Source organism: Leucobacter sp. USCH14, from assembly GCF_037619215.1.
GTDB lineage: Bacteria > Actinomycetota > Actinomycetes > Actinomycetales > Microbacteriaceae > Leucobacter.
The window spans coordinates 26,819-46,379 of record NZ_JAQPZP010000006.1; the positions used below are offsets into that span (position 1 = coordinate 26,819).

At 67.4% G+C, this 19,561-nt stretch carries 16 protein-coding genes and 1 other RNA gene; 1 reads left to right on the plus strand and 16 read right to left on the minus strand.

Features of this window, described 5'->3' with window-relative positions:
- Positions 1–27 precede the first annotated feature (27 nt).
- From PQI23_RS07745 to PQI23_RS07795, 11 genes are all read right to left on the minus strand, one after another.
- Complete coding sequence (locus tag PQI23_RS07745) at positions 28–1,125, minus strand: ABC transporter ATP-binding protein (protein ID WP_339973205.1); 1,098 nt, start codon at positions 1,123–1,125, stop codon at positions 28–30.
- A 31-nt stretch (positions 1,126–1,156) separates the two neighbouring features.
- A complete protein-coding gene (locus PQI23_RS07750) occupies positions 1,157–2,215 on the minus strand; it encodes an ABC transporter substrate-binding protein (RefSeq protein ID WP_339973207.1) in 1,059 nt (352 codons plus the stop codon).
- A 56-nt stretch (positions 2,216–2,271) separates the two neighbouring features.
- On the minus strand, positions 2,272–3,042 hold the full coding sequence (locus tag PQI23_RS07755) for an ABC transporter permease (protein ID WP_339973209.1): 771 nt from the start codon (positions 3,040–3,042) through the stop codon (positions 2,272–2,274).
- 16 nt (positions 3,043–3,058) lie between these two features.
- Positions 3,059–3,943 (minus strand): ABC transporter permease, encoded by an 885-nt coding sequence (locus PQI23_RS07760; RefSeq protein WP_339973211.1) that lies wholly within the window; start codon positions 3,941–3,943, stop codon positions 3,059–3,061.
- A 198-nt stretch (positions 3,944–4,141) separates the two neighbouring features.
- Positions 4,142–5,617: a phytoene desaturase family protein gene (locus tag PQI23_RS07765; protein WP_339973213.1), complete on the minus strand. Its 1,476-nt coding sequence runs from the start codon at positions 5,615–5,617 to the stop codon at positions 4,142–4,144.
- A 50-nt stretch (positions 5,618–5,667) separates the two neighbouring features.
- Positions 5,668–5,764: signal recognition particle sRNA small type (gene ffs / locus PQI23_RS07770), an RNA gene on the minus strand.
- Positions 5,765–5,827: 63 nt separating this feature from the next.
- Positions 5,828–7,873, minus strand: a complete 2,046-nt coding sequence (locus PQI23_RS07775; protein WP_339973215.1) for an ABC transporter ATP-binding protein — start codon at positions 7,871–7,873, stop codon at positions 5,828–5,830.
- A complete protein-coding gene (locus PQI23_RS07780) occupies positions 7,873–9,609 on the minus strand; it encodes an ABC transporter ATP-binding protein (protein WP_339973217.1) in 1,737 nt (578 codons plus the stop codon). The genes PQI23_RS07775 and PQI23_RS07780 overlap by 1 nt, the downstream gene beginning before the upstream one ends.
- A 209-nt stretch (positions 9,610–9,818) precedes the next feature.
- Positions 9,819–10,196 (minus strand): 50S ribosomal protein L7/L12, encoded by a 378-nt coding sequence (gene rplL, locus PQI23_RS07785; protein ID WP_010154996.1) that lies wholly within the window; start codon positions 10,194–10,196, stop codon positions 9,819–9,821.
- 77 nt (positions 10,197–10,273) lie between these two features.
- Positions 10,274–10,783, minus strand: coding sequence for a 50S ribosomal protein L10 (gene rplJ / locus PQI23_RS07790; protein ID WP_058593907.1), 510 nt, complete (start codon positions 10,781–10,783; stop codon positions 10,274–10,276).
- A gap of 500 nt (positions 10,784–11,283) precedes the next feature.
- Positions 11,284–12,006 (minus strand): response regulator transcription factor, encoded by a 723-nt coding sequence (locus PQI23_RS07795; protein WP_339973222.1) that lies wholly within the window; start codon positions 12,004–12,006, stop codon positions 11,284–11,286.
- Positions 12,007–12,303: 297 nt separating this feature from the next.
- Here PQI23_RS07795 and PQI23_RS07800 point away from each other — a divergent pair, with 297 nt between their 5' ends.
- Positions 12,304–12,834: a YqaJ viral recombinase family protein gene (locus PQI23_RS07800; RefSeq protein WP_339973463.1), complete on the plus strand. Its 531-nt coding sequence runs from the start codon at positions 12,304–12,306 to the stop codon at positions 12,832–12,834.
- A 21-nt stretch (positions 12,835–12,855) separates the two neighbouring features.
- Here the strand turns inward: PQI23_RS07800 and PQI23_RS07805 are convergent, their stop codons facing one another.
- From PQI23_RS07805 to PQI23_RS07825, 5 genes are all read right to left on the minus strand, one after another.
- On the minus strand, positions 12,856–13,449 hold the full coding sequence (locus tag PQI23_RS07805) for a PH domain-containing protein (RefSeq protein WP_339973224.1): 594 nt from the start codon (positions 13,447–13,449) through the stop codon (positions 12,856–12,858).
- A gap of 42 nt (positions 13,450–13,491) precedes the next feature.
- Complete coding sequence (locus PQI23_RS07810; protein ID WP_339973226.1) at positions 13,492–15,252, minus strand: SPFH domain-containing protein; 1,761 nt, start codon at positions 15,250–15,252, stop codon at positions 13,492–13,494.
- Complete coding sequence (locus PQI23_RS07815; RefSeq protein ID WP_339973227.1) at positions 15,252–15,818, minus strand: hypothetical protein; 567 nt, start codon at positions 15,816–15,818, stop codon at positions 15,252–15,254. Before PQI23_RS07815 ends, PQI23_RS07810 begins: the two co-directional genes overlap by 1 nt.
- A 101-nt stretch (positions 15,819–15,919) precedes the next feature.
- A complete protein-coding gene (locus tag PQI23_RS07820; protein ID WP_339973230.1) occupies positions 15,920–18,499 on the minus strand; it encodes an ATP-binding cassette domain-containing protein in 2,580 nt (859 codons plus the stop codon).
- Positions 18,500–18,531: 32 nt separating this feature from the next.
- A complete protein-coding gene (locus PQI23_RS07825) occupies positions 18,532–19,548 on the minus strand; it encodes an ABC transporter permease (protein WP_339973465.1) in 1,017 nt (338 codons plus the stop codon).
- Positions 19,549–19,561 lie beyond the last annotated feature (13 nt).

Sequence of the window (19,561 nt, forward strand, 5' to 3'; positions counted from 1 at the left end):
GACTTCCTTGCTGAGTTCGGAGATGAGTTAGCGAACGACGATGCGCGCGTCCTGCGGACGCCACGAGATGCGCAGCGACTCGCCCGTAGTAAGGCCGGGCAGGTCGCGCTCGCGCGCGAGGCTCGGGATCGTCACCTTGACGGCGTGCTCCCCGACCCGCAGAAGCGCCTGCCACTCCTCGCCGAGGAAGGTGAGGGTTTCGAGCACCCCGCTGATGCCGTTGCCATCGCGACGCACCTCCACGCGCTCGGGCCGCAGGAGCAGGGTGCCCCGGCGCTCGCTCGGCACGTCCTCCGCAAGCACACCTGAAACCAAGCCGACGCCCGGCACCTCGACTGAAGTCTCGTCGCCCACGGCGCCGACCGGCACCGTGACGTCGATGAGATTGCAGCTGCCGATGAACCCCGCGACGAAGCGGGTTTCGGGCTCGTTGTAGATCGCTTCGGGGGCGGCGACCTGCTGCACGACGCCCTCGGACATCACGGCGATGCGATCCGACATCGTCAGTGCCTCCTCTTGGTCATGCGTCACGTAGATGAAGGTGATTCCGATCTCGCGCTGCATGCGCTTGAGCTCGAACTGCATCTCCTTGCGCAGCTGCTGATCGAGGGCGCCGAGCGGCTCGTCGAGCAGCACGACTTTCGGCCCCGACACGACGGCTCGGGCGAGGGCGACGCGCTGACGTTGGCCGCCCGACAGCTGGTCGGGCTTACGGTCACCGAGGTGCGCAAGCTTCACGAGCTCAAGAGCCTCCTGCGCGCGGCGGTTCGCCTCTACCTTGGGCGTGCGACGCACGCGCAACTCGAACACCACGTTATCGAACACCGAGAGGTGCGGAAACAGGGCGTAGCTCTGGAAGAGCATGTTCAAGTCGCGATTGCGCGTCGGCACACCGGTGACGTCGACGCCGTCGAGCAGTACACGCCCGGCGGTCGGCGCTTCGAAGCCCGTGATCATGCGCATGAGCGTTGTCTTGCCGCATCCTGACGGGCCGAGGATGGAGAAGAACTCGTTGTCCCCGATCGACAGGTCGAGCGGGTGCACCGCAAGGTTGCCGCCGAAGCTCTTCGTGATCCCCTGGATTTCGACTGCGGGGTGTGCTGCAGGGTGGTCATTCATGCTCATGATCTCGCTTGTCGTTCGTATCGGGCAGGGGTCAGGAAGCCTTCACTCGCGTCCAGCCGTCCTGATAGAACGACATGGCGGATCCGGGATCGACGATGAAATCGGCGTTGGCGACCTGCTCGTCAGAGGCGTACACGGCGGCGTTAGCCAGAAGGCCCTGATCGTCGACGTGCTCCTGGGCATCGGCGTTCGCGCTTGCGAGCCCGCCGTCGTTGGTCGCCATCGCGGCGATCTCGGGGCGCAGCAGGAAGTTGATGAACTGGTACGCCGCATCGGTGTGAGGAGCGCCCTTGGCGATTGACAGGCCATCGACCCACAGGCTGCCGCCCTCCTCGGGGAGCACGTAGTGCACGTCGTCGTTCTCGGCAACGATCTTCGCTGTGCTCGTGCCACCCCATGCCTCAGAGATGCAGACATCACCATTCGCGACGAGCTCGCCGTAGTTCGTGGAGTTGTACCCCGCGAGCAGCGGCTTCTGTTCGATGAGGGAGTCAGTGGCCTCGGCGATCTCGGTCTCGTCAGTGCTGTCGGCGTCGTACCCGTTCACCTGCAGGCCGGCGATATATGAAGCGAGCATGTTGTCGAGCATGTTGATCTTGCCCGACCACTTATCATCGAACAGTGATTTCCAGCTCGTGATCTCCTCGCCCCCGGTGCAGGTCTCGTTGTAGAGCAGCCCGGTCGTACCCCAGACCCACGGCACCGAGTACTGGTTGTCAGGATCGTAACTAGGGTTCACGAACTTCTCGGCGATACCGTCGAAACCTTCGATGCGCTCATGATCGAGGGGCTCGAGGAGTTCCTGGCCCACGAGCTGCTGCACCGCGTACTGACTCGGCTCGACGATGTCGTAGCCCGAGTTGCCGGCGGCCAGCTTGGAGATCATGGTCTCGTTGCTGTCAAAGTTGTCGACGTTAACCGTAATACCGGTCTCCTCCGTGAAGGCGTCGAACACCGACTGGGGAATTTCGTCGGCCCACGCATACACGTTGAGCTCGGTCGAGGGCCCGTCATCTCCGCCGGCACTGCACGAGGTCAAGGCCAGCGCGGCGACGACGCCGACTGCTGCGAGGGTGATCTTCTTCGTCATGGAAGGATCCTTTCGATGTGGGAACTGCGAGGTGGGATTCGGAATCTGCCGCGGGCTCAGCCGCGAGACTCCACGAGGATGCGCCGCATCTGAGTGACGCCGACGGCGAGCACGATAACGAGCGTCAGCAGGATCAGCAGCGCGCCGAGCGCATTGATGCTGGGGGTGAGGCCGGTCTTCAGGCTCGAGTAGATCTTGAGTGGCAGCGTGGTCGACCCGACGCCGCTCAGGAACGTCGACATTACGATGTTGCTGAAAGATGTCGTGAAGCTCAGCAGCCATGCCGCGACAACGGCAGGACGCAGCAGCGGAAGGTAGACGCGGGTGAAGGTCTGCCATGGGTTGCATCCGAGGTCGGTGGCCGCCTCGGGAAGACTCGGATCGAGCATCGCGGCCGAGCTCATGATGACGAGCGTGGCTAGCGGGAGCGACACGATGAGGTGGCCGAGTACGAGGGTGGGAATTCCGAGCGGCAGCTTCGTCGCGCTGAACACGCTGAGTAGCGCGACGCCGAGCACGATCTCGGGCACGATGAGCGGTAGCGCGATCATCCCGATGAGCGCCGTTTTGCCGCGACCCCGATAGCGGGAGATGCCGAGTGAGAAGAGAATCCCGATGATCGCCGCAACCGTCGCGGTGATCACCGCGACGATGGCGCTCGTGCGCAGCGTCTGCATGAGCGCTGCATCCTGGAACAGGTCGACGTACCACTGCAGCGTGAGGCCTTCGAAGCGGGTGTTGGTGCCCGCCGCGTTGAAGGAGTAGACGATCACCGCGATGATGGGGATGTAGAGGAATACGAACACCGCGCGAGCAATGCTGTTCACGAGACGATCCATCGGGTCACGCACCCTTCTTCTTGCTGGGACGGCGGATTGCGAGTCCGACGAGCGCCATGGAGATGAGCATGAGGACGAGCAGTACCATCGAGACCGCGGCACCCATCGGCTGATTTCGGAACTCTGTGTAGAGCGTGACGATGAGGTTGCCGACGAGTGGATCCTTGCCTCCGCCGAGCAGCACCGGAATCACGAAGACTCCCATAGTCGGGATGAAGGTGAGCAGTGCCGCACCCAGGATGCCCGGGCTGCTCAGGGGCAGAATCACCCTGCGGTGCACCCCCCACCAGCTGCAGCCCAGATCTGTCGCCGCCTCTTTGAGCGACCCGTCAATGGAACGCATCGATGCGTAAATCGGGAAGATCGCCGTGGGGAGGAACGAGTAGAGCAACCCGAGTACGACCGCAACATTGCTGGGGATCAACGAGAATCCGGATACTCCGAAAATTCCGAGGATGCCCGCAATCGGCCCGCCGGAGCTCAGAATCGTGATCCAGGCGAACGTCCGCACGAGGAAGTCCGTCCAGAACGGGATGATAATGAGCAGCAGCAGCAGTCCCTGCCTTCCCTCCGGTCGGGACACGATGTAGTACGAGGTCAGGTAGCCGATGATGAGGCACACGACTGTATTGAGCAGGCCGAGCCCGATCGAGTACAGCATCGTTTTCGAGTAGACCGGGTCGAAGAGCTTGATGTAGTTGTCGAGCGTAAATCCGCCGACGATGCCGCCATAATCGTCGGCGAGCGCAAAGCTGTTTCGCGCCACGATGAAGAGCGGCAGAATGCCGAGCAGCACCACCGTCGCGACTCCTGGAATCAGCAGCAACAGCGCGCTACGCTTCGGCCGCTCCTTGCGCCCCATGTGGATCACCCGTGTCGTCGATGTCACGTCGCTCCTTCGCAATCGCCTCTGGTGAATGGATGTTTTCATCTTCCCCCACCCCCGGGATCTCACCCGCGTCGAGCGCCGCCGAATCCGTCGTGGTAGCGGCCGATACCCACGCACTTCGCAACTGCACCGGCAACCGGAGTTCCGCCCTTCACTCACGGTCTGAGAAACGGCACGCTCGCCTCGCCGGACAGACGGTTACGTCAGCAGGCTCAGATCCGGCGCGTCCAGCCCGTACTCGTGACGCAGAGCCGACTTCGCGGCGTACCACCCGCACAGCCCGTGCACGCCGGGGCCGGGGGGCGTCGACGACGACGCGAGATAGATGCCGCGCCCCGGGGTGCGCCAGGGGTCGATCGACAGCGTCGGCCGGGCGATCAACTGGGGCAGCGTAATGGCGCCCGCACTGAAGTCGCCGCCGTGATAATTGCGGTTGTAGCGCGACATCTCATCGGCGGTGGTCACCCGCACCGCGCGGATCCGATCCCTGAATCCGGGGGCGAAGCGCTCGATCTGCCGGATCACGGGCTCTCCCATGTCGACGGTCGAACCGCTCGGCACATGCGTGTACGTCCACACGGCGTTCACGCCCGGAGCGTTGCGCGCGGTGTCGAACTCCGCGGTCTGCGCGAGCAACACGTAGGGGTGCGCCGGGTGCCCGCCGGAGGCGACGACTCGCTCCGACGCCGCGAGCTCGGGCCGGCTCCCGCCGACGTGCACGGTGGGAGCCTGAGCGATGCGCTGGTCGCTCCACGGAATCGGACCGTCGAGCACGAAGTCGACTTTCGTCGCGGCGTCGCCGTAGGAGAAACGGCGCAGCGCACGCCGGTAGCGCACCGGCAGCGCCGAGCCTGCGATGCGCTCCAACCCGCGAGCCGACGTGTCGAACAGGCGTACGCGATACGCATCGAGTTCGCGGACGTCCTCGATCGGATGAGCCGTCTCGATGCGGCCGCCGTGCGCGAGCAGGTCCGCGGCGAGCGCATCGGTGATGGCGCGGGATCCGCCGACCGGCACCGGCCACCCGACCGTATGCGCGAGCGCGCCGAGCACCAGCCCCACCCCCGCGGTCGCGAGATTGGGAAGCCGACCGATGCTGTGCGCGGCGACGCCGGAGAGCAGCGCGGGCGCGGCCGCCTCGCGGAAGCGCAGATTCCACAGCGGCGTGCCCTGCTCGAGCGCGCGGAGGCCGGTGATCATCGCCGCGGCCGGGTGCGCCGGCCACCGCAGCATGCCGCCGCCCAGCGTGAAGTCGAGCACCCCCGGGAGCTGCTGCAGGAGGGGACGGTAGAAGCGGCCGTAGGCGTCGCCGTCTCGCCCGAGCTCCGCGATCGTGCGTTCGAGGTCGTGGTAGGCGATCGCCGCGCGATCCGCCCCTCCCCCCGCCCTCCCGTCGAGCGGGTTCGCGTACGAGGCCTCGGGCACCACGAATTCCATGCGCCGTTCGATCTCGAACGCCCGGAAGAATCCGGTCGCGAGCGCCATGGGGTGAATCGCCGAGCATACGTCGTGAAGCACACCCGGTTCGACGAACTCAGTCGTGCGCGTGCCGCCGCCGATCGTTTCGGCCGCTTCGTAGACCGTGACCGGAATGCCCGCTCGTGCGAGCGTGACCGCTGCGGCGAGCCCGTTCGGGCCCGCACCGATGACGGCCGCTCCCCCAGAAGACTGCATGCTCCGATCGTACTCTTCGCCTGCACTCCCCGCGCAGACGTGCTGCGGAGACGAAAGACTCCCCACGCACCCGCCAGAGCCCGAGTACCCTTGCTTCGTTTCCGACCTGGGGGAGTTCCTCAAGATAGCGCCACGTGGGGAGCCCGACCAGTCTACCCGACGATGAGCCTCACTCAGAACGCGGGGGCGGATCACCCGTCGCCTCGCCCGTCAGCGCGTCTCCTGCTGCGGTTCTCCCGTCATCTGCCCCTCGGCCGCGAACAGCTCTTCGGCATGCGCCTCGGCGTCCTCTCCGGCGAACTGGGCCTGGTACAGGGAGTAGTACGCGCCGCGCCGCGCGAGCAGCTCGTCGTGCGCGCCCTGCTCGACGATGCTGCCGCGCTCCATCATGAGGATGGTGTCCGCGTCGCGGATGGTCGACAGACGGTGGGCGATCACGAACGAGGTGCGGTCGGCCCGCAGCGCCCGCATGGCCTGCTGCACCAGCACCTCCGTGCGGGTGTCGACCGACGAGGTCGCCTCGTCGAGGATCAGCAGCGACGGGTTCGCGATGAATGCGCGCGCGATCGTGAGCAACTGCCGCTCTCCCGCCGACAGCGATGAGGCGTTCTCCGAGATGACGGTGTCGTACCCCTCGGGCAGTTGGCGCACGAACCGGTCGACCATCGTAGCCTCGGCCGCTGCGATCACTTCGGCGTCCGTCGCGTCGAGACGCCCGTACCGGATGTTCTCGCGGATCGTGCCGTCGAAGAGCCACGCATCCTGCAGCACCATGCCGACCTGGCTCCGCAGCTCGGCCCTCGTCAGGTGGGTGATATCCACTCCGTCGAGCAGGATCCGCCCGCGGTTCAGCTCGTAGAAGCGCATGATGAGATTCACGAGCGTCGTCTTGCCCGCGCCCGTCGGCCCCACGATGGCGACCGTGTGGCCGGGCCGAGCCTCGAGCGACAGCCCCTCGATCAGCGGTTGAGACGGCTCGTAGCTGAACGACACGTCTTCGAACTGCACGTGACCGCTCGTCCGCTCGGGAAGGCGCTCCGAAGCAGTGTCGACGTCCTGCTCCTCGGCGTCGAGCAGCTCGAACGTGCGCTCGGCCGATGCGACGCCCGATTGCAGCATGTTCGCCATGCCCGCCATCTCGGCGATGGGCTGCGAGAACTCTCGCGAGTACTGAATGAACGCGGTCACGTCGCCGAGCGTCATCTGACCGCCGGTCACGCGCAGCGCACCGACGACGGCGATGAGCACGTAACTCAGGTACTGCACGAACTGCATGGCCGGCATGATGGTGCCCGACAGCGCCTGCGCGCGGTAGGCGGCGCCGAACAGCCCCTCGTTGCGCCGGTCGAACTCGTCGAGCATGTCGGCGTCACGGTTGAAGATGCGCACCAGCTCGTGGCCCGTGAACGACTCCTCGATGTGGCCGTTCAGGTCGCCGGTGTGCTTCCACTGGGCGACGAAGAGCTTCTGAGCCCGCACGCCGACCACACCCGCGATGATCCCCGACAACGGCAGTGCGATCAACGCGATGAGCGCGAGCTGCCACGAGACGATGAACATCATCGCCGCGATCCCGATCACCATGAGCAGGGACTGCACCAGCTGCGACAGGGCCTGCTGCAGCGCCTGCTGGATGTTGTCGACGTCGTTCGTCACGCGCGAGAGCACATCGCCGCGCTGGCGGCCGTCGAAGTAGCTCAGGGGCAGGCGGTTGATCTTCGCCTCGATATCCGCGCGCAGCTGGTACACGACCTTCATGACGAGCCGGTTCAGGATGAACCCCTGCAGCCACATGAGCACGGACGCCACGAGGTACATGCCGAGCACGATGAGGATCAGCCGGCCCAGCAGGCTGAAATCGATCCCCTCGCCCGGCACGATCTCGGCGCCGGCCAGCACGTCGGCGAACTGGTCGTTGCCCGACGCGCGAGCCGCCTCGATGGCCTGCTCCTGGGTGATGCCCGCCGGCAGCTGCTTGCCGAGGATGCCGTTGAAGATGACATCCATGGCCTGACCGAGAATCTTCGGTGCGATGACGGTGAGCACGACCGACCCGATCACGAGCAGCACGACGAGGGTGAACTGCCACTTGTGGGGAGCGAGCAGCCCGACCAGGCGCTTCGCGGACGGCCAGAAGTGCTTCGCCTTCTTCACGGGCTGCCCGCCCGTCCAGTCGTCGTTATCGGGCTGGTAGTCGTCGGGCAGCTCGAGCTCTTCCGCCTTCGCCGCCTCGGCTGAGGATCGCTTCCGTGCCATTACGCCGCCTCCGCCGATTCGAGTTGAGACCGAACGATTTCTCGATAGACCTCGCTGGTGTCGAGCAACTGGGCGTGCGTGCCCCGGTCGACGATCTCGCCGGCTTCGACCACGAGGATCTGGTCGGCTTCGGTGATCGTCGATACGCGCTGCGCGACGATAATGGTGGTCGCACCGGCCGTCGCATCGGGAAGCGCGGCGCGAAGCTTCGCGTCCGTGGCGACGTCGAGTGCCGAGAAGGAGTCGTCGAACAGGTACACCCGCGGCTTCGCGACCAGCGCCCGTGCGATCGAGAGGCGCTGCCGCTGGCCCCCCGACACACTCGTGCCGCCCTGGGACACCGGCTCGTCGAGACCGAGCTCCTTGTCTCGCACGAAGTCCTCGCCCTGCGCGATGCGCAGCGCTTCCCACAGCTCCTCATCACTCGCGTCGGTTCGGCCGAACCGGAGGTTCGAGGCGATCGTGCCCGAGAACAGATACGGTCGCTGCGGTACGAGGCTCACCGTCTCAGCCAACTGCGCCCGCGTGAGGGCGTCGATGGGGGCTCCGTCGATGGTGATCGAGCCCCCCTGAGGATCGTAGAGACGGAGCAGCAGATTGAGCAGCACCGTCTTCCCGGCTCCGGTCGAGCCGATGATCGCGGTCGTCTTCCCCGCTTCGGCGACGAAGCTCGCCCCCGTGATCACCGGCTTCTCGGCACCCGGAAATCCGAACGTGACCTCGTCGAACTCGATGCGGCCCGACTGCGGCGTCGGCACGGACTCCGTCGAGGGGAACGACAGCGTCGAACGCGTGTCGAGCAGCTCGCGGATGCGCTCAGCGCAGACGACCGCGCGGGGGATCATCATCGTCATGAAGACGCCCATCATCACCGCCATCAGAATCTGCAGCAGGTACTGCAGGAAGGCCGTGAGGGATCCCACCTGCACCAGGCCGTCGTCGACGCGATGACCGCCGAACCAGAGCACCGCGGCTGTCGCGAAGTGCAGCACCATCATGATGACGGGGAACATGAGCACGAAGACATTGCCGACCTTGACCGACACCTCGGTGATATCGCGATTCGCCCGCTCATAGCGATCCACCTCGAAGCGCTCGCGCACGAACGCGCGCACCACGCGGATCCCCATGATCTGCTCGCGCAGCACTCCGTTGATGGCGTCGACCCTCGTCTGCATCGTGCGGAAGAGCGGCAGGAGGAGCCAGACCAGGAACCCCACGATGACGGCGAGGATCGCGACCGAAGCCCAGACGAGCCAGGCCATCCCTGCGTCCTCGCGAAGCGCCATGATGATGCCGCCCACCGCCATGATCGGGGCCGTCACCATGAAGTTCAGCGTCATGAGCACCAGCATCTGAATCTGCTGCACATCGTTCGTACCGCGCGTGATCAGCGTGCCCGCCCCGAACTTCGTCGCCTCGAGCGTGCTCAGCGAATCGACCTTGCGATACACCTCACGGCGCAGATCTCGGCCCACTCCCATCGAGGTGCGCGCACCGAAGTACACCGCGGTGACCGCCGTCGCAACCTGCCCGAGCGACACGAGCAGCATCGTGCCGCCCGTGCTCCAGATGAAGCCGGTATCGCCCCTCGCGATGCCCTGGTCGATGATCTGAGCATTGAGGCTCGGCAGCCAGAGTGCGGCGATCGTCGACAGCAGCTGGAGCACGAGCACCGCCACGATGAACGGCCAGTACTGCCTCGCGTGGCGGAGCGTCAAGGCGATGAGAGCCACGGGGGATCCTTTCTCCGGGCAGCGCCGGAGTCATGTCTTACGAGAGGACCGGCGCGGCCGCAACAAGCTACCACTTTCCGCGGAAGAACTCCATCGTTCACCGCCGCGTACCGAGCAGGGCCGCACATGCAGCAGGGGCAGGTTCGCCTCTCGGCGAACCTGCCCCCACAGGAAATCAGACTCGGTGCACGAGCCTCATCGAAAGCGACTCAGACGAGCTTGACGCCCGCGCCAGCCTCCTCGAGCTTTGCCTTCGCTTCTTCAGCGGCTTCCTTCTTCGCGCCCTCGAGCACGTTCTTGGGAGCCTCTTCAACGAGCGACTTCGCCTCGCCGAGGCCCAGGCCGGTCAGCTCGCGCACGACCTTGATGACCTGGATCTTCTTGTCGCCAGCCGACTCGAGGACGACGTCGAACTCGTCCTTCTCCTCGACGGCCTCAGCAGCGGCAGCCGGAGCAGCAGCAACGGCGACCGGAGCAGCAGCGGAGACGTCGAAGGTCTCCTCGAATGCCTTGACGAACTCGGAGAGCTCGATGAGGGTGAGCTCCTTGAACTGCTCGAGCAGCTCTTCGGTGGAAAGCTTAGCCATAATGTTTCTCCTTGATGTGTGCCCTCACGCCATGCGTGCGGGCGGGGTTGTATAACCGATCCGGCGTGAGCCGAGTCTTACGCGTCCTGCTTCTCCTGCAGCGCGCCGAAGCCGCGTGCGGCCTTGGCGGGCAGGGCGGCGAACAGCTGTGCAGCACCGACCAGAGCAGCCTGCATAGCGCCGGCGGCCTTGGCCAGCAGCACCTCGCGGCTCTCGAGATCGGCAAGCTTGCCTACCTCAGCGGCGGTCATGGCGTTGCCATCGAAGTAGCCCGCCTTCACCACCAAAAGAGGGTGTGCCTTGGCGAAGTCACGCAGCGACTTTGCGACCGCGACGGTGTCACCGTGCACGAAGGCGAGGGCCGAAGGACCGGCGAGCTCGTCATCGAATGCGGTGATCCCGGCGTTGTTGGCCGCAATCTTCGTCAGCGTGTTCTTCGCCACAGCGTACGTCGCGTGCTCGCGGATGCTGTCGCGGAGTTCCCGCAGCTCAGCAACCGAGAGACCGCGGTACTCAGTCAGCAAAACGGCGTTCGACTCTTCAAACTTCTGCTGAAGATCGGTAACCGTAGCGTCCTTCGTAGCCATGGCGCTCCCTAGCTTGTCGTACCCGCGCGGCGGATGCCGCTCGGGGGCCGCGCCGCTCGGAGCAACTCGCTCGGGAATCCCGAAAACGAAAAAAGCTCCGGCGCGCATGCACGGAGCTTCATAAGATCGGGATTGAGATCCCGTACTCAAGGAGTTCTGCACCTGCGCAGGTCTTCGCTTTCGCGAACGTTCCGGAATCCTTGCGGACTCTACCGGCGGTCTTGGGCCAGGGGAGACTCTACCATCACACTGCAGGGAACGCAAAGGCGGCGGATCCGCAGCACCGTGCATCCGGCAACTGCGGCGAGCCGCGGTTGCTGCCAGACCCAGCCAGCACGGTGCTGCGGATCCGCCGCCTTCGCTGCGCGCTCGCGGCAGACAAGCTCTCCCGCAGCGCTACGCCACGGGCCCCCGCATGTAGCCCGCCACTCCTCGCAACGCTCCGTGAGCCGCGGCGAAGCCGCGCCGCGGGCTGCGCAAGAGCGGTGCTCTTGCGATGCTCAAGCCACGGGCTTGAGCATGTAGCCCGCGCCACGCACCGTGTGGAGCATCGGGACGCGGCCCGCGTCGATCTTCTTCCGGAGGTACGAGATGTACAGCTCGACGACCGTCGACTTCCCCGTGAAGTCGTACGCCCACACGCGATCCAGAATCTGCGCCTTGGACAGCACCCGATTCGGGTTGCGCATGAGGTAGCGCAGCAGCTCGAACTCCGTGTTGGTGACCGTGATCGTCTCGCCCGCGCGCTCGACCTCGTAGCTGTCCTCGTTGAGCGTGAGATCCCCGACCCGCAGCACCGGATCCGGCTGCTGCGCGAGCGTGAGCTGCGAGCGGCGCACCAGACCGCGCAGGCGCGCGATGAGCTCCTCAAGACTGAAGGGCTTGACGACGTAGTCATCGCCACCGGCCGTGAGGCCGTTCACGCGGTCCTCGACCGAATCGAGCGCCGTCAGGAACAGCACGGGGAACATCTCGCCCGCTGAACGCAGACGAGAGAGCAGCTGCATCCCGTCGAAGTCGGGCAGCATGATGTCGAACACCGCGACGTCGGGATTGAACGACCTGATCGAATCGAGTGCTTCCTGCCCGGTCGCAGCCGTATCCACTTCCCAGCCCTCGTATCGCAGGGCCATCGCGACCAGCTGCGTGATCGACTCCTCATCATCGACGACCAGTGCGCGGATCTTGCCGCCATCAGCGCGCTGCAGTGCTTGTGCTTCCATTCGCTCGGAGCGATCCTCTCACCTGACATCAACAACTTCGCGCATCAGAATAGCGCTCTCACCCGCGTTTTCGATGTTTCAAACCTATGGAACTAGTGTTTTCCCGTGCGGGAACTATGCGAACCCTTCGGTATTGCTCAGACCTTGCCGCGGTCCGGTCCCTCGTCAGAGCACGGGAGAGCACGACGCGCCCCCTTGATGTTGCAGCTCGGGCGCGCTGCCCCGTGAGAAACTGGAGGGGTGTTCGCCCCCGCTCCCGTTCATCTCCAGCGCATCGTGACCGACGGCTCGGATCGCATGGCCTGGATGCGGGCGCGCGCCCGAGGCATCACCGCCACCGACGTCGCCAAGCTGTCGACCCCGCGGTCCATCGCCGCCGCTGCGCACGAGAAGCTGCACGGCAGCCGCTTCACCGGGAACGTCTATACGGAGCACGGAAAGCTGCGGGAGCCCGAGATCGCATCGTGGGTGCTGCGCGAGTACGAGATCGAACCGAGCCAGGCCCTGTTCCATGCGGAGACCGATCTCCGGCACCTCGCGACGCCCGATGGGCTCGCGTTCCGCGGCACGGGCGTCGTCGAGCTGGCGGAGATCAAGACGACGAACAAGGAGTGGCGCTCCATTCCGCGGCACTACCTGCGCCAGGTGTGGTGGCAGCAGTACGTGCTGGGCGCCGAGCGTACCCTCATGGTGTGGGAGCGCCACGAGAATTTCGTGCCGGTCGGCGACCCCGAATGCCGCTGGATCGATCGGGACGAGAACGAGATTGAACGACTCGTGAAGCTCGCAGGCCAACTCATCGACGTGCTCATCGCGCGCACCACCTGAGGAGGCCTCGGGAGTCGCGCCCTACGCCTCCGGATTCGTGAAGCTCACGTTCGAGGGAGGCCGATCACCGAGGCGCCGCTCGACGCGGGTCGCGTGCGCGTAATTGCGCTCCACGAGCTCCTGCAGCGCATCCGCGGCCGCGGCCACCCCCGGAACATCGGCGATCGTGCTGCGCTCCGCACCGACGTGCAGGTCGATGTCGCCCGACCCGAACAGGCGCTGCGCCAGTGTGCGCCGAGTGCGCACCTCGCGGATGCGGACGAAGGAGACCTCGCTGCGATGCCGCGAGAACACCCCATGCCGCTGAATCACCCGCCGAGTGGTCACGGTGGTGCGAAACGTCAACCAGCGCAGCACGGGAAAGACGCCCAGCAGCAGGGCGAGCGCGACCGCTCCCCCTGCCGCGAGCAGATTCATCCACCCCTCCACGAAGGTGCCCACCCAGTACCCGGCCGCTCCCGCGATCGCCACGAGCACCAGCACCGGCAGCACGAGCCTGCGCCCGTGCCGCCGGAACCGGAGCACCACCACCTCGGGCTGACCGTACTCCGCAGGCGCGGGGCCGAGCACCGACTCGACCTCCGACGTCAGCGACTGCGGGTGGCGTGAGGGCATGCCCCTATTCTGCACTGTCGAGAAGGGAGACCCCCGAGGGGCCTACTGGGACCCTGCCGCGAAGCCGCGCGCCCGATCACTCAGAACCGCGGCTGCGCGTTCGGCGGCATCCTCCGCGGACTTCGCCGCCTCGCTCGCTGCATCGGCCGCGCCGTCGGCGGCGTCGGCCGCGGCGGAGGCGGCACCCGTCGCGCTTCCCGCGAGCCGACGGGCGCTCTCCGAGATGCGATCCCGCCCCGACTCGGTCGCAGCGTCGAAACGATCGGCTGATCCGCGATCTGCGTGATCGGCCTCGGAGTCGGCGTCGGCACGCTCGCCTTCCGCAGCTCCGTGCTCTCGGCGGTCGTCAGCGCGACGGTCGTCAGCGCGACGATCCGCCCGCCGTCCCTCTGACGCGTCGCGCGACGCGCGGCCCGCAGCAGCTCCGGCCGCCCCGCCCGACACGGCGCCGTTGAGCATGCCGGCGAGGTCGATGCCGACCGTGTCCTTCGCCATCTCGAGCAGGCCCTTGATATTGCCCATCGCCTCGCCGGCGACCTTCGACGTGCCGTCCGCCGACACGACCGTCATGTGCTCGATCGCGCCGATCGCGCGCGCGTACTCCGTCGCGATCTCGGGGAGGAGGTGGATGAGCTCCTGCGCGAGCACCGCCTGCGACTGGGTTTCGAGCGCGCGGGCGCGGGCATCGATGGCGGTCGCCTCAGCAGTACCCTTCGCTTCGAGTGCGGCGGCCTCGGCGCGGCCCTCCGCCTCGAGCGCCTCGGCCGCGGCGATACGCGCCACGCGACTCGCGACGCCCTCGCGCTCGACGGCCTTCGCACGACCCTCCGCGGCCGACACCGAAGCCGCCGCCTCCGCCTTCGCGAGCGCTTCGACGCGGTACGCCTCCGCCTCGGCGACAGCGCGCACGTCGGCGTTCAGCCGCTCGGTCTTCAGCGCGACCTCCTTCTGGGCGGTGATCTGCTGCTGCTCGACGATCGCCTGCTGCTGGATCGCCTGCTCGAGCGGCTCGGCCGCCGACGCCTGCGCGGTCGCCTTATCGGTCTCGACCTGCACCGCGGCCTGACGCAGCTTCAGCTCGCGGTTGCGGTCGACGAGCACCTGCTCCGCTGCGATCTTCGCCTCCTGCGAGGCCTGGTAGGCGTTGGTCTCGGCGATGTCGGCCGCCTGACGCACCTTCGCGGCCTCCGGGCGTCCGATATTGGCGATGTAGTCGGCGCCGTCGCGGATCTCCTGGATCTGCAGCGTATCGACGACGAGGCCCTGCTTGGTCAGGGCTTCTTCTGCGGCTTCGAGCACGCTCTGCGCCACGACGGCACGGTCGCGAATGATCTGCAGCACGGTGAGGCCGCCGATGATCGAGCGCAGCGAGCCCGACAGCACCTCCTGAGTCGACTCGTCGATCTCGTCCGAGTTCGAGAGGAAGCGCTGAGCAGCAGCCCGGATCATCTCCTGGGTTCCGCCGACCTTGACGACGGCGACCGCCTGCGCCTGCATCGTGATGCCGTCGGTGGTCTGGGCCTCCGTCGTGATCGACAGCCGGCGCGAACGCAGCGAGATCGTGAACGATTTCTGCACGAACGGCACGACGAAGACGCCGCCGCCCGTAACGACTTTCTGCCCGGACAGGTCGCGGCCCTTGTTCCCGGCGGCGTCGACCACCTCTTTGCCCTTGCCGCCGGTCACGATGATCGCCTCGTCCGGTTTCGCGATCCGGTATCGCTTGATGATGACGAGGGCGATCAGCACGAGTGCGATCACCGCGCCGAAGATGCCGACGATCGCCGGGCTTGCGAGGAACATTACGTCTCCGTTCGGTCTGACGGTTGGGCGTGGGTTTCGGGGAGTACGGGTTCGACGCGCACGGACGTCGACGTCACGACCTGCACGATGCGCACCTGGGCGCCCCTCGGCACCGGCTCGCCCGCGGTCGCGGAGAGCGAGATGCGCTCTCCGTGCCGGGTGACGGCGACCTCTCCGAGGCCGTTCGCGGGGATGGCGAGCACCACCGCCCCCGTCGACCCGACCAGATCGGTGCCGCTGACGGCGGTGTTGGACTCGGCCCCTCTGATGGCGCGGGAGAGCCACCAGGCCGCAGCGGCTCCGAGCAGACCGGAGAGCGCGCCGACGATCGTCGCGACCGGGGTCGACATGCCCGCCCCGACGCTCGCGAACGACGCGAACCCGAAGATCGCGGTGAACGCGGCGATGGTCGTCAGGCTCAGGGGGCCGTCACCGAAGTCGAACGCGTCGAAGATGCCGTCGAGCAGCAGCGAGATCAGGAGCAGGACTCCGCCGACGATGCCGATGATCAAAAAGATGCCGCCATCGAACAGCGAGCCGTCGAGCAGGCGCTCGATCCAGTTCATGTGTCCTCCATGGCGCCGTCGTTCCGAAGGCTGTTACATGCAGAGTACCAAGCGGGCGCAGTGCTCGGGCAACGATCCTGCACACGCCGACGCGCAGAACCTCAGAGGCGCGCGACGGAGGCGAGCAGCGTGCGCCCGTACTCGGAGCGCGGCGCAGTGAAGAAACTCCGGTCCCCCGATTCCACGACCTCGCCGCCGCGCATGAGCAGCAGCCGATCGCAGAGTTCGTGGACGACGCCGAGGTCGTGGGAGATGACGACGACGCCGAGCCCGAGTTCGTCGCGGAGGTCGCGGAGCAGCTCGAGCACGCGGGCGCGCGCCGTCGTGTCGAGCGCCGACGTCGGCTCGTCGGCGACGATCACCTGCGGGTCGGCGGCGAGCGCCCGCGCGATCGCCACCCGCTGTCGCTGTCCCCCCGACAGGCGGTCGGGAGTGGCATCGGCGACGTCGGGCTCGAGGCCGACCCGGTGCAGCAGCTGCCGCACGCGAATACTCCGGTCTGCCGCGAGGTTGCGCGATGCGGCGTGCGCAGTCGGTCCGGCACCTCGCACGCGAAGCACTTCGTCGAGCACGCTGCCCACGGTGCGACGGGGTGTGAGCGACGCATACGGGTCCTGCGGCACGAGTTGGATCCGGCGGAGCTCTGCCCGGCTCCGCTTCGTCCCGAGCACTGCGCCGCCGAGACGCGCCTCGCCCGCCGTGAGCGGCAACTGCCCGGCGATCGCGCGGGCGAGCGTCGTCTTCCCAGACCCCGACTCCCCCACGATGCCGAGCGCAGCACCGGCCTCGAGTCGAAGCGACACCCCGGCCACCGCGCTGGTTGCGCCGAAGTGCACCCGGGCGTCGCGCACCTCGAGCAGCGCCGGGGCATCGCGTCGTGGCACCGAGTCGGACGCACGATGGGTGACCGACGTAACCGGTGCGACCGGTGTGTCCGGTACGGACGGCTCGAACGGGTCAGACGGTACGGCCGGCTCGGCCGGAGCCGCGAGTTCGGGGAGCGACGGCGCCGCAGCCAGCAGTGCGCGCGCCTCGGCCGACCTCGGCGCTTCGATGAGATCGCCGACCGTTCCCGTTTCGACGACGTCGCCGTCCGCCATCACGACGAGACGATCGCACATCTCCGCCACCACAGCGAGGTCGTGCGACACGAAGACGAGCGTGAGCCCGCGCTCCGCGCGCAGTCGGCCCAGCAGGTCGAGCACTTCGCGCTGCACGGTCACATCGAGCGCCGTCGTGGGCTCGTCGCAGAGCAGCACCTCCGGCGAACCGGCGAGCGCGAGGGCGATGACCACCCGCTGCCGCTGACCGCCCGAGAGCTCGTGCGGGTACGCGCGCGAGATGCGTGCCGGGTCGGGAAGGCGCACCTGTTCGAGGAGATCGAGGACCCGCTTCTCCGTCGCACGTCGTGCGATGCCGGGCGACGCGGCCTGCACGGCGGCTCGCACCTGACTGCCCACCCGCGAGAGCGGATCGAGCGCCGTGAGCGGTTCTTGGAACACCATGCCAGCCGCCCCGGCAACCGCGACGCCGCCGTCGACCGCACGCGTTCCGCGCGGCAGCATGCCGAGCATCGCGCGGAGGGTGAGACTCTTGCCCGAGCCCGATTCGCCGACGATGCCGAGGGACTCGCCCGCGCGAAGCTCGAGGTCGATGCCGGCCCGCTTGCCGACGAGCATCGCACCGCTCTCGGCGGCGATACGGAGCCCGACGACACTGACCGCCCCGGCGGCGAGCGCGTCGTCGCTGCGCGGTTCACGGGCACCAGGAGTGTCGGGAGTGCCGGGAGCGTCGGGCCCGCGTCGCTCAGCGCGAGCACCGGCCCGACCACCGGGCCGAGACCGCCCGCGTCGGCCCTGCGTCGCGGGCACACGCAGCAGGTCGCCGATCCCGTCCCCGAGCAGCGAGAGCGCGATACCCGTCAGAACCACCCCGGCACCAGGGATAGCTGCGAGCCACCACTGCGTCGTGACGAACGGCTGCGCATCGGCGATCATCGTGCCCCAGTCGGGAGTCGGCGGGCGAATGCCGAGCCCGAGATACCCGAGCGTCACGATCGCCACCATGATGAGCACGATCTCCGTGGCGAGCAGCACGACAGCCTGCGGCAGCACGTTCGGCAGCACGTGACGCAGCAGCACCCGAGCGTGGGAGAATCCGCTGCCCCGAGCGCTCCGCACCCACCCGGATTCGCGCAGTGCTGCCGTCATCGCGCGCAGCACGCGGGCGTACCCCACCCAGCCGACGAGCGCGAACGCGACGACGATGCCGCCCGCCCCGGCTCCCAGCGCGAAGACGAGCGCGATCACGATGACATAAAAGGGAAACGCGATGACCGTGTCGGTCACTCGCGAGGCGACCCAGTCGACGGCGCCACCGAAGTACCCGGAGATGAGCCCCGCACCCACTCCGACGACGAACGGCGCGAGCGCGGCGAGCGCGGCGATGCCGAAGTCGGTGCGCGCCGCGAAGAGCATGCGCGACAGCACGTCGCGCCCGAGCTGATCGGTGCCGAACCAGTGCTCGGGCGACGGCGGCAGGAGCCCCTGCGTGAGCTGCTGCTCGGTCGGCGAGTACGGCGCGAGCACCGGCGCGGCGAGCGCGACCGAGATCAGCAGGGCGGTGAGGATCGCACCGGCGATGAACGCCGGCGAACGGCGCACCCGGCGCACCCGGCCCACTCGTCCTCCTCGTCCTCCTCGAAGCAGCGCTGTCATCGCGCCTCCGACTGCGCACCGGGGATGAGCGAGGCGCGCTCCGCTCCGTGCGCGGAGCTCGGGGCGTCCCCCGCCCGCAAGCGCGGATCGAGCACGCCGGCGAGCATCTCGGCGACGGTCGTGACCAGGACGACCGTGATCGCGCAGTAGAGCGCGACGCCCTGCACCACCGGGAAGTCGCGGGTGCTGATCGATTGGAAGAGGAGCGAGCCGAGACCGTTGATCCCGAAGACGCGCTCGACGACGAGCGTGCCCCCGATGAGATACGCGGTATTCACGCTGAGCAGGGTGAGGGTGGGCAGCGCCGCGCTGCGCATCACGTGACGCCACACGATCCTCCGCTCCGCGATCCGTGCCGCTCGCAGCGTCGTCACGAAGTCGGCGTCGAGCGCGTCAATGAGCTGAGCACGCAGCGAGCGGATCAGTGGCGGCGCCATGCCGAGTGCGACGGCGAGCGCGGGCAGGAAGAGGCTGCGGAGCGGCTCGCCCGGCCCTGATCCGACACCCCCGACCGGGAACCATCCGAGCTGCACCGCGAACACGATGATCAGCAGCAGCCCGAGCCAGAACAGGGGCATGCCCATGCCGACGGCGGGCAGGATCCGCACGAGGTGATCCGCCCACCCGTCACGGCGCAGCGCGGCGACGAGCGCCAGCGGCACCGCGATGAGCACTGCGAGCACCAGGGCGAGCACCACGATGCCGGCGCTCACCGGGGCCGTTTCGAGGATGAGCTCCCGAGTCGGGACCCCCGTGACCAGGGACGCGCCCGTGTCGAAGTGGAACACGACCTGCCCCAGGAAGTCGGTGAACTGGCGCCACAGCGGAGCATCCAGTCCGAGCTCCGCACGCAGGGCGGCGACGGATTCCGGGGTCGCCCGCTCGCCGAGGATCATCGCGGCCGGGTCGCCGGGCACGAGACGCAGCAGGAAGAACACCGCGACGACGACGCCGAGGATGACCGGTGCGGTGCGCGCCAGGATGCGACCGGCAGCCCGCGCTCCACGTTTCATCACGTGCCCACTG

Coding starts and splice junctions, on each gene's coding strand:
- PQI23_RS07810 (WP_339973226.1), bottom strand. CDS start 15,252: ATGTTCCTCGCAAGCCCGGCGATCGTCGGCATCTTCGGCGCGGTGATC.
- rplL (WP_010154996.1), bottom strand. CDS start 10,196: ATGGCTAAGCTTTCCACCGAAGAGCTGCTCGAGCAGTTCAAGGAGCTC.
- PQI23_RS07750 (WP_339973207.1), bottom strand. CDS start 2,215: ATGACGAAGAAGATCACCCTCGCAGCAGTCGGCGTCGTCGCCGCGCTG.
- PQI23_RS07805 (WP_339973224.1), bottom strand. CDS start 13,449: ATGCCCTCACGCCACCCGCAGTCGCTGACGTCGGAGGTCGAGTCGGTG.
- PQI23_RS07745 (WP_339973205.1), bottom strand. CDS start 1,125: ATGAGCATGAATGACCACCCTGCAGCACACCCCGCAGTCGAAATCCAG.
- PQI23_RS07765 (WP_339973213.1), bottom strand. CDS start 5,617: ATGCAGTCTTCTGGGGGAGCGGCCGTCATCGGTGCGGGCCCGAACGGG.
- PQI23_RS07800 (WP_339973463.1), top strand. CDS start 12,304: ATGGCCTGGATGCGGGCGCGCGCCCGAGGCATCACCGCCACCGACGTC.
- rplJ (WP_058593907.1), bottom strand. CDS start 10,783: ATGGCTACGAAGGACGCTACGGTTACCGATCTTCAGCAGAAGTTTGAA.
- PQI23_RS07815 (WP_339973227.1), bottom strand. CDS start 15,818: ATGAACTGGATCGAGCGCCTGCTCGACGGCTCGCTGTTCGATGGCGGC.
- PQI23_RS07775 (WP_339973215.1), bottom strand. CDS start 7,873: ATGGCACGGAAGCGATCCTCAGCCGAGGCGGCGAAGGCGGAAGAGCTC.
- PQI23_RS07795 (WP_339973222.1), bottom strand. CDS start 12,006: ATGGAAGCACAAGCACTGCAGCGCGCTGATGGCGGCAAGATCCGCGCA.
- PQI23_RS07825 (WP_339973465.1), bottom strand. CDS start 19,548: ATGAAACGTGGAGCGCGGGCTGCCGGTCGCATCCTGGCGCGCACCGCA.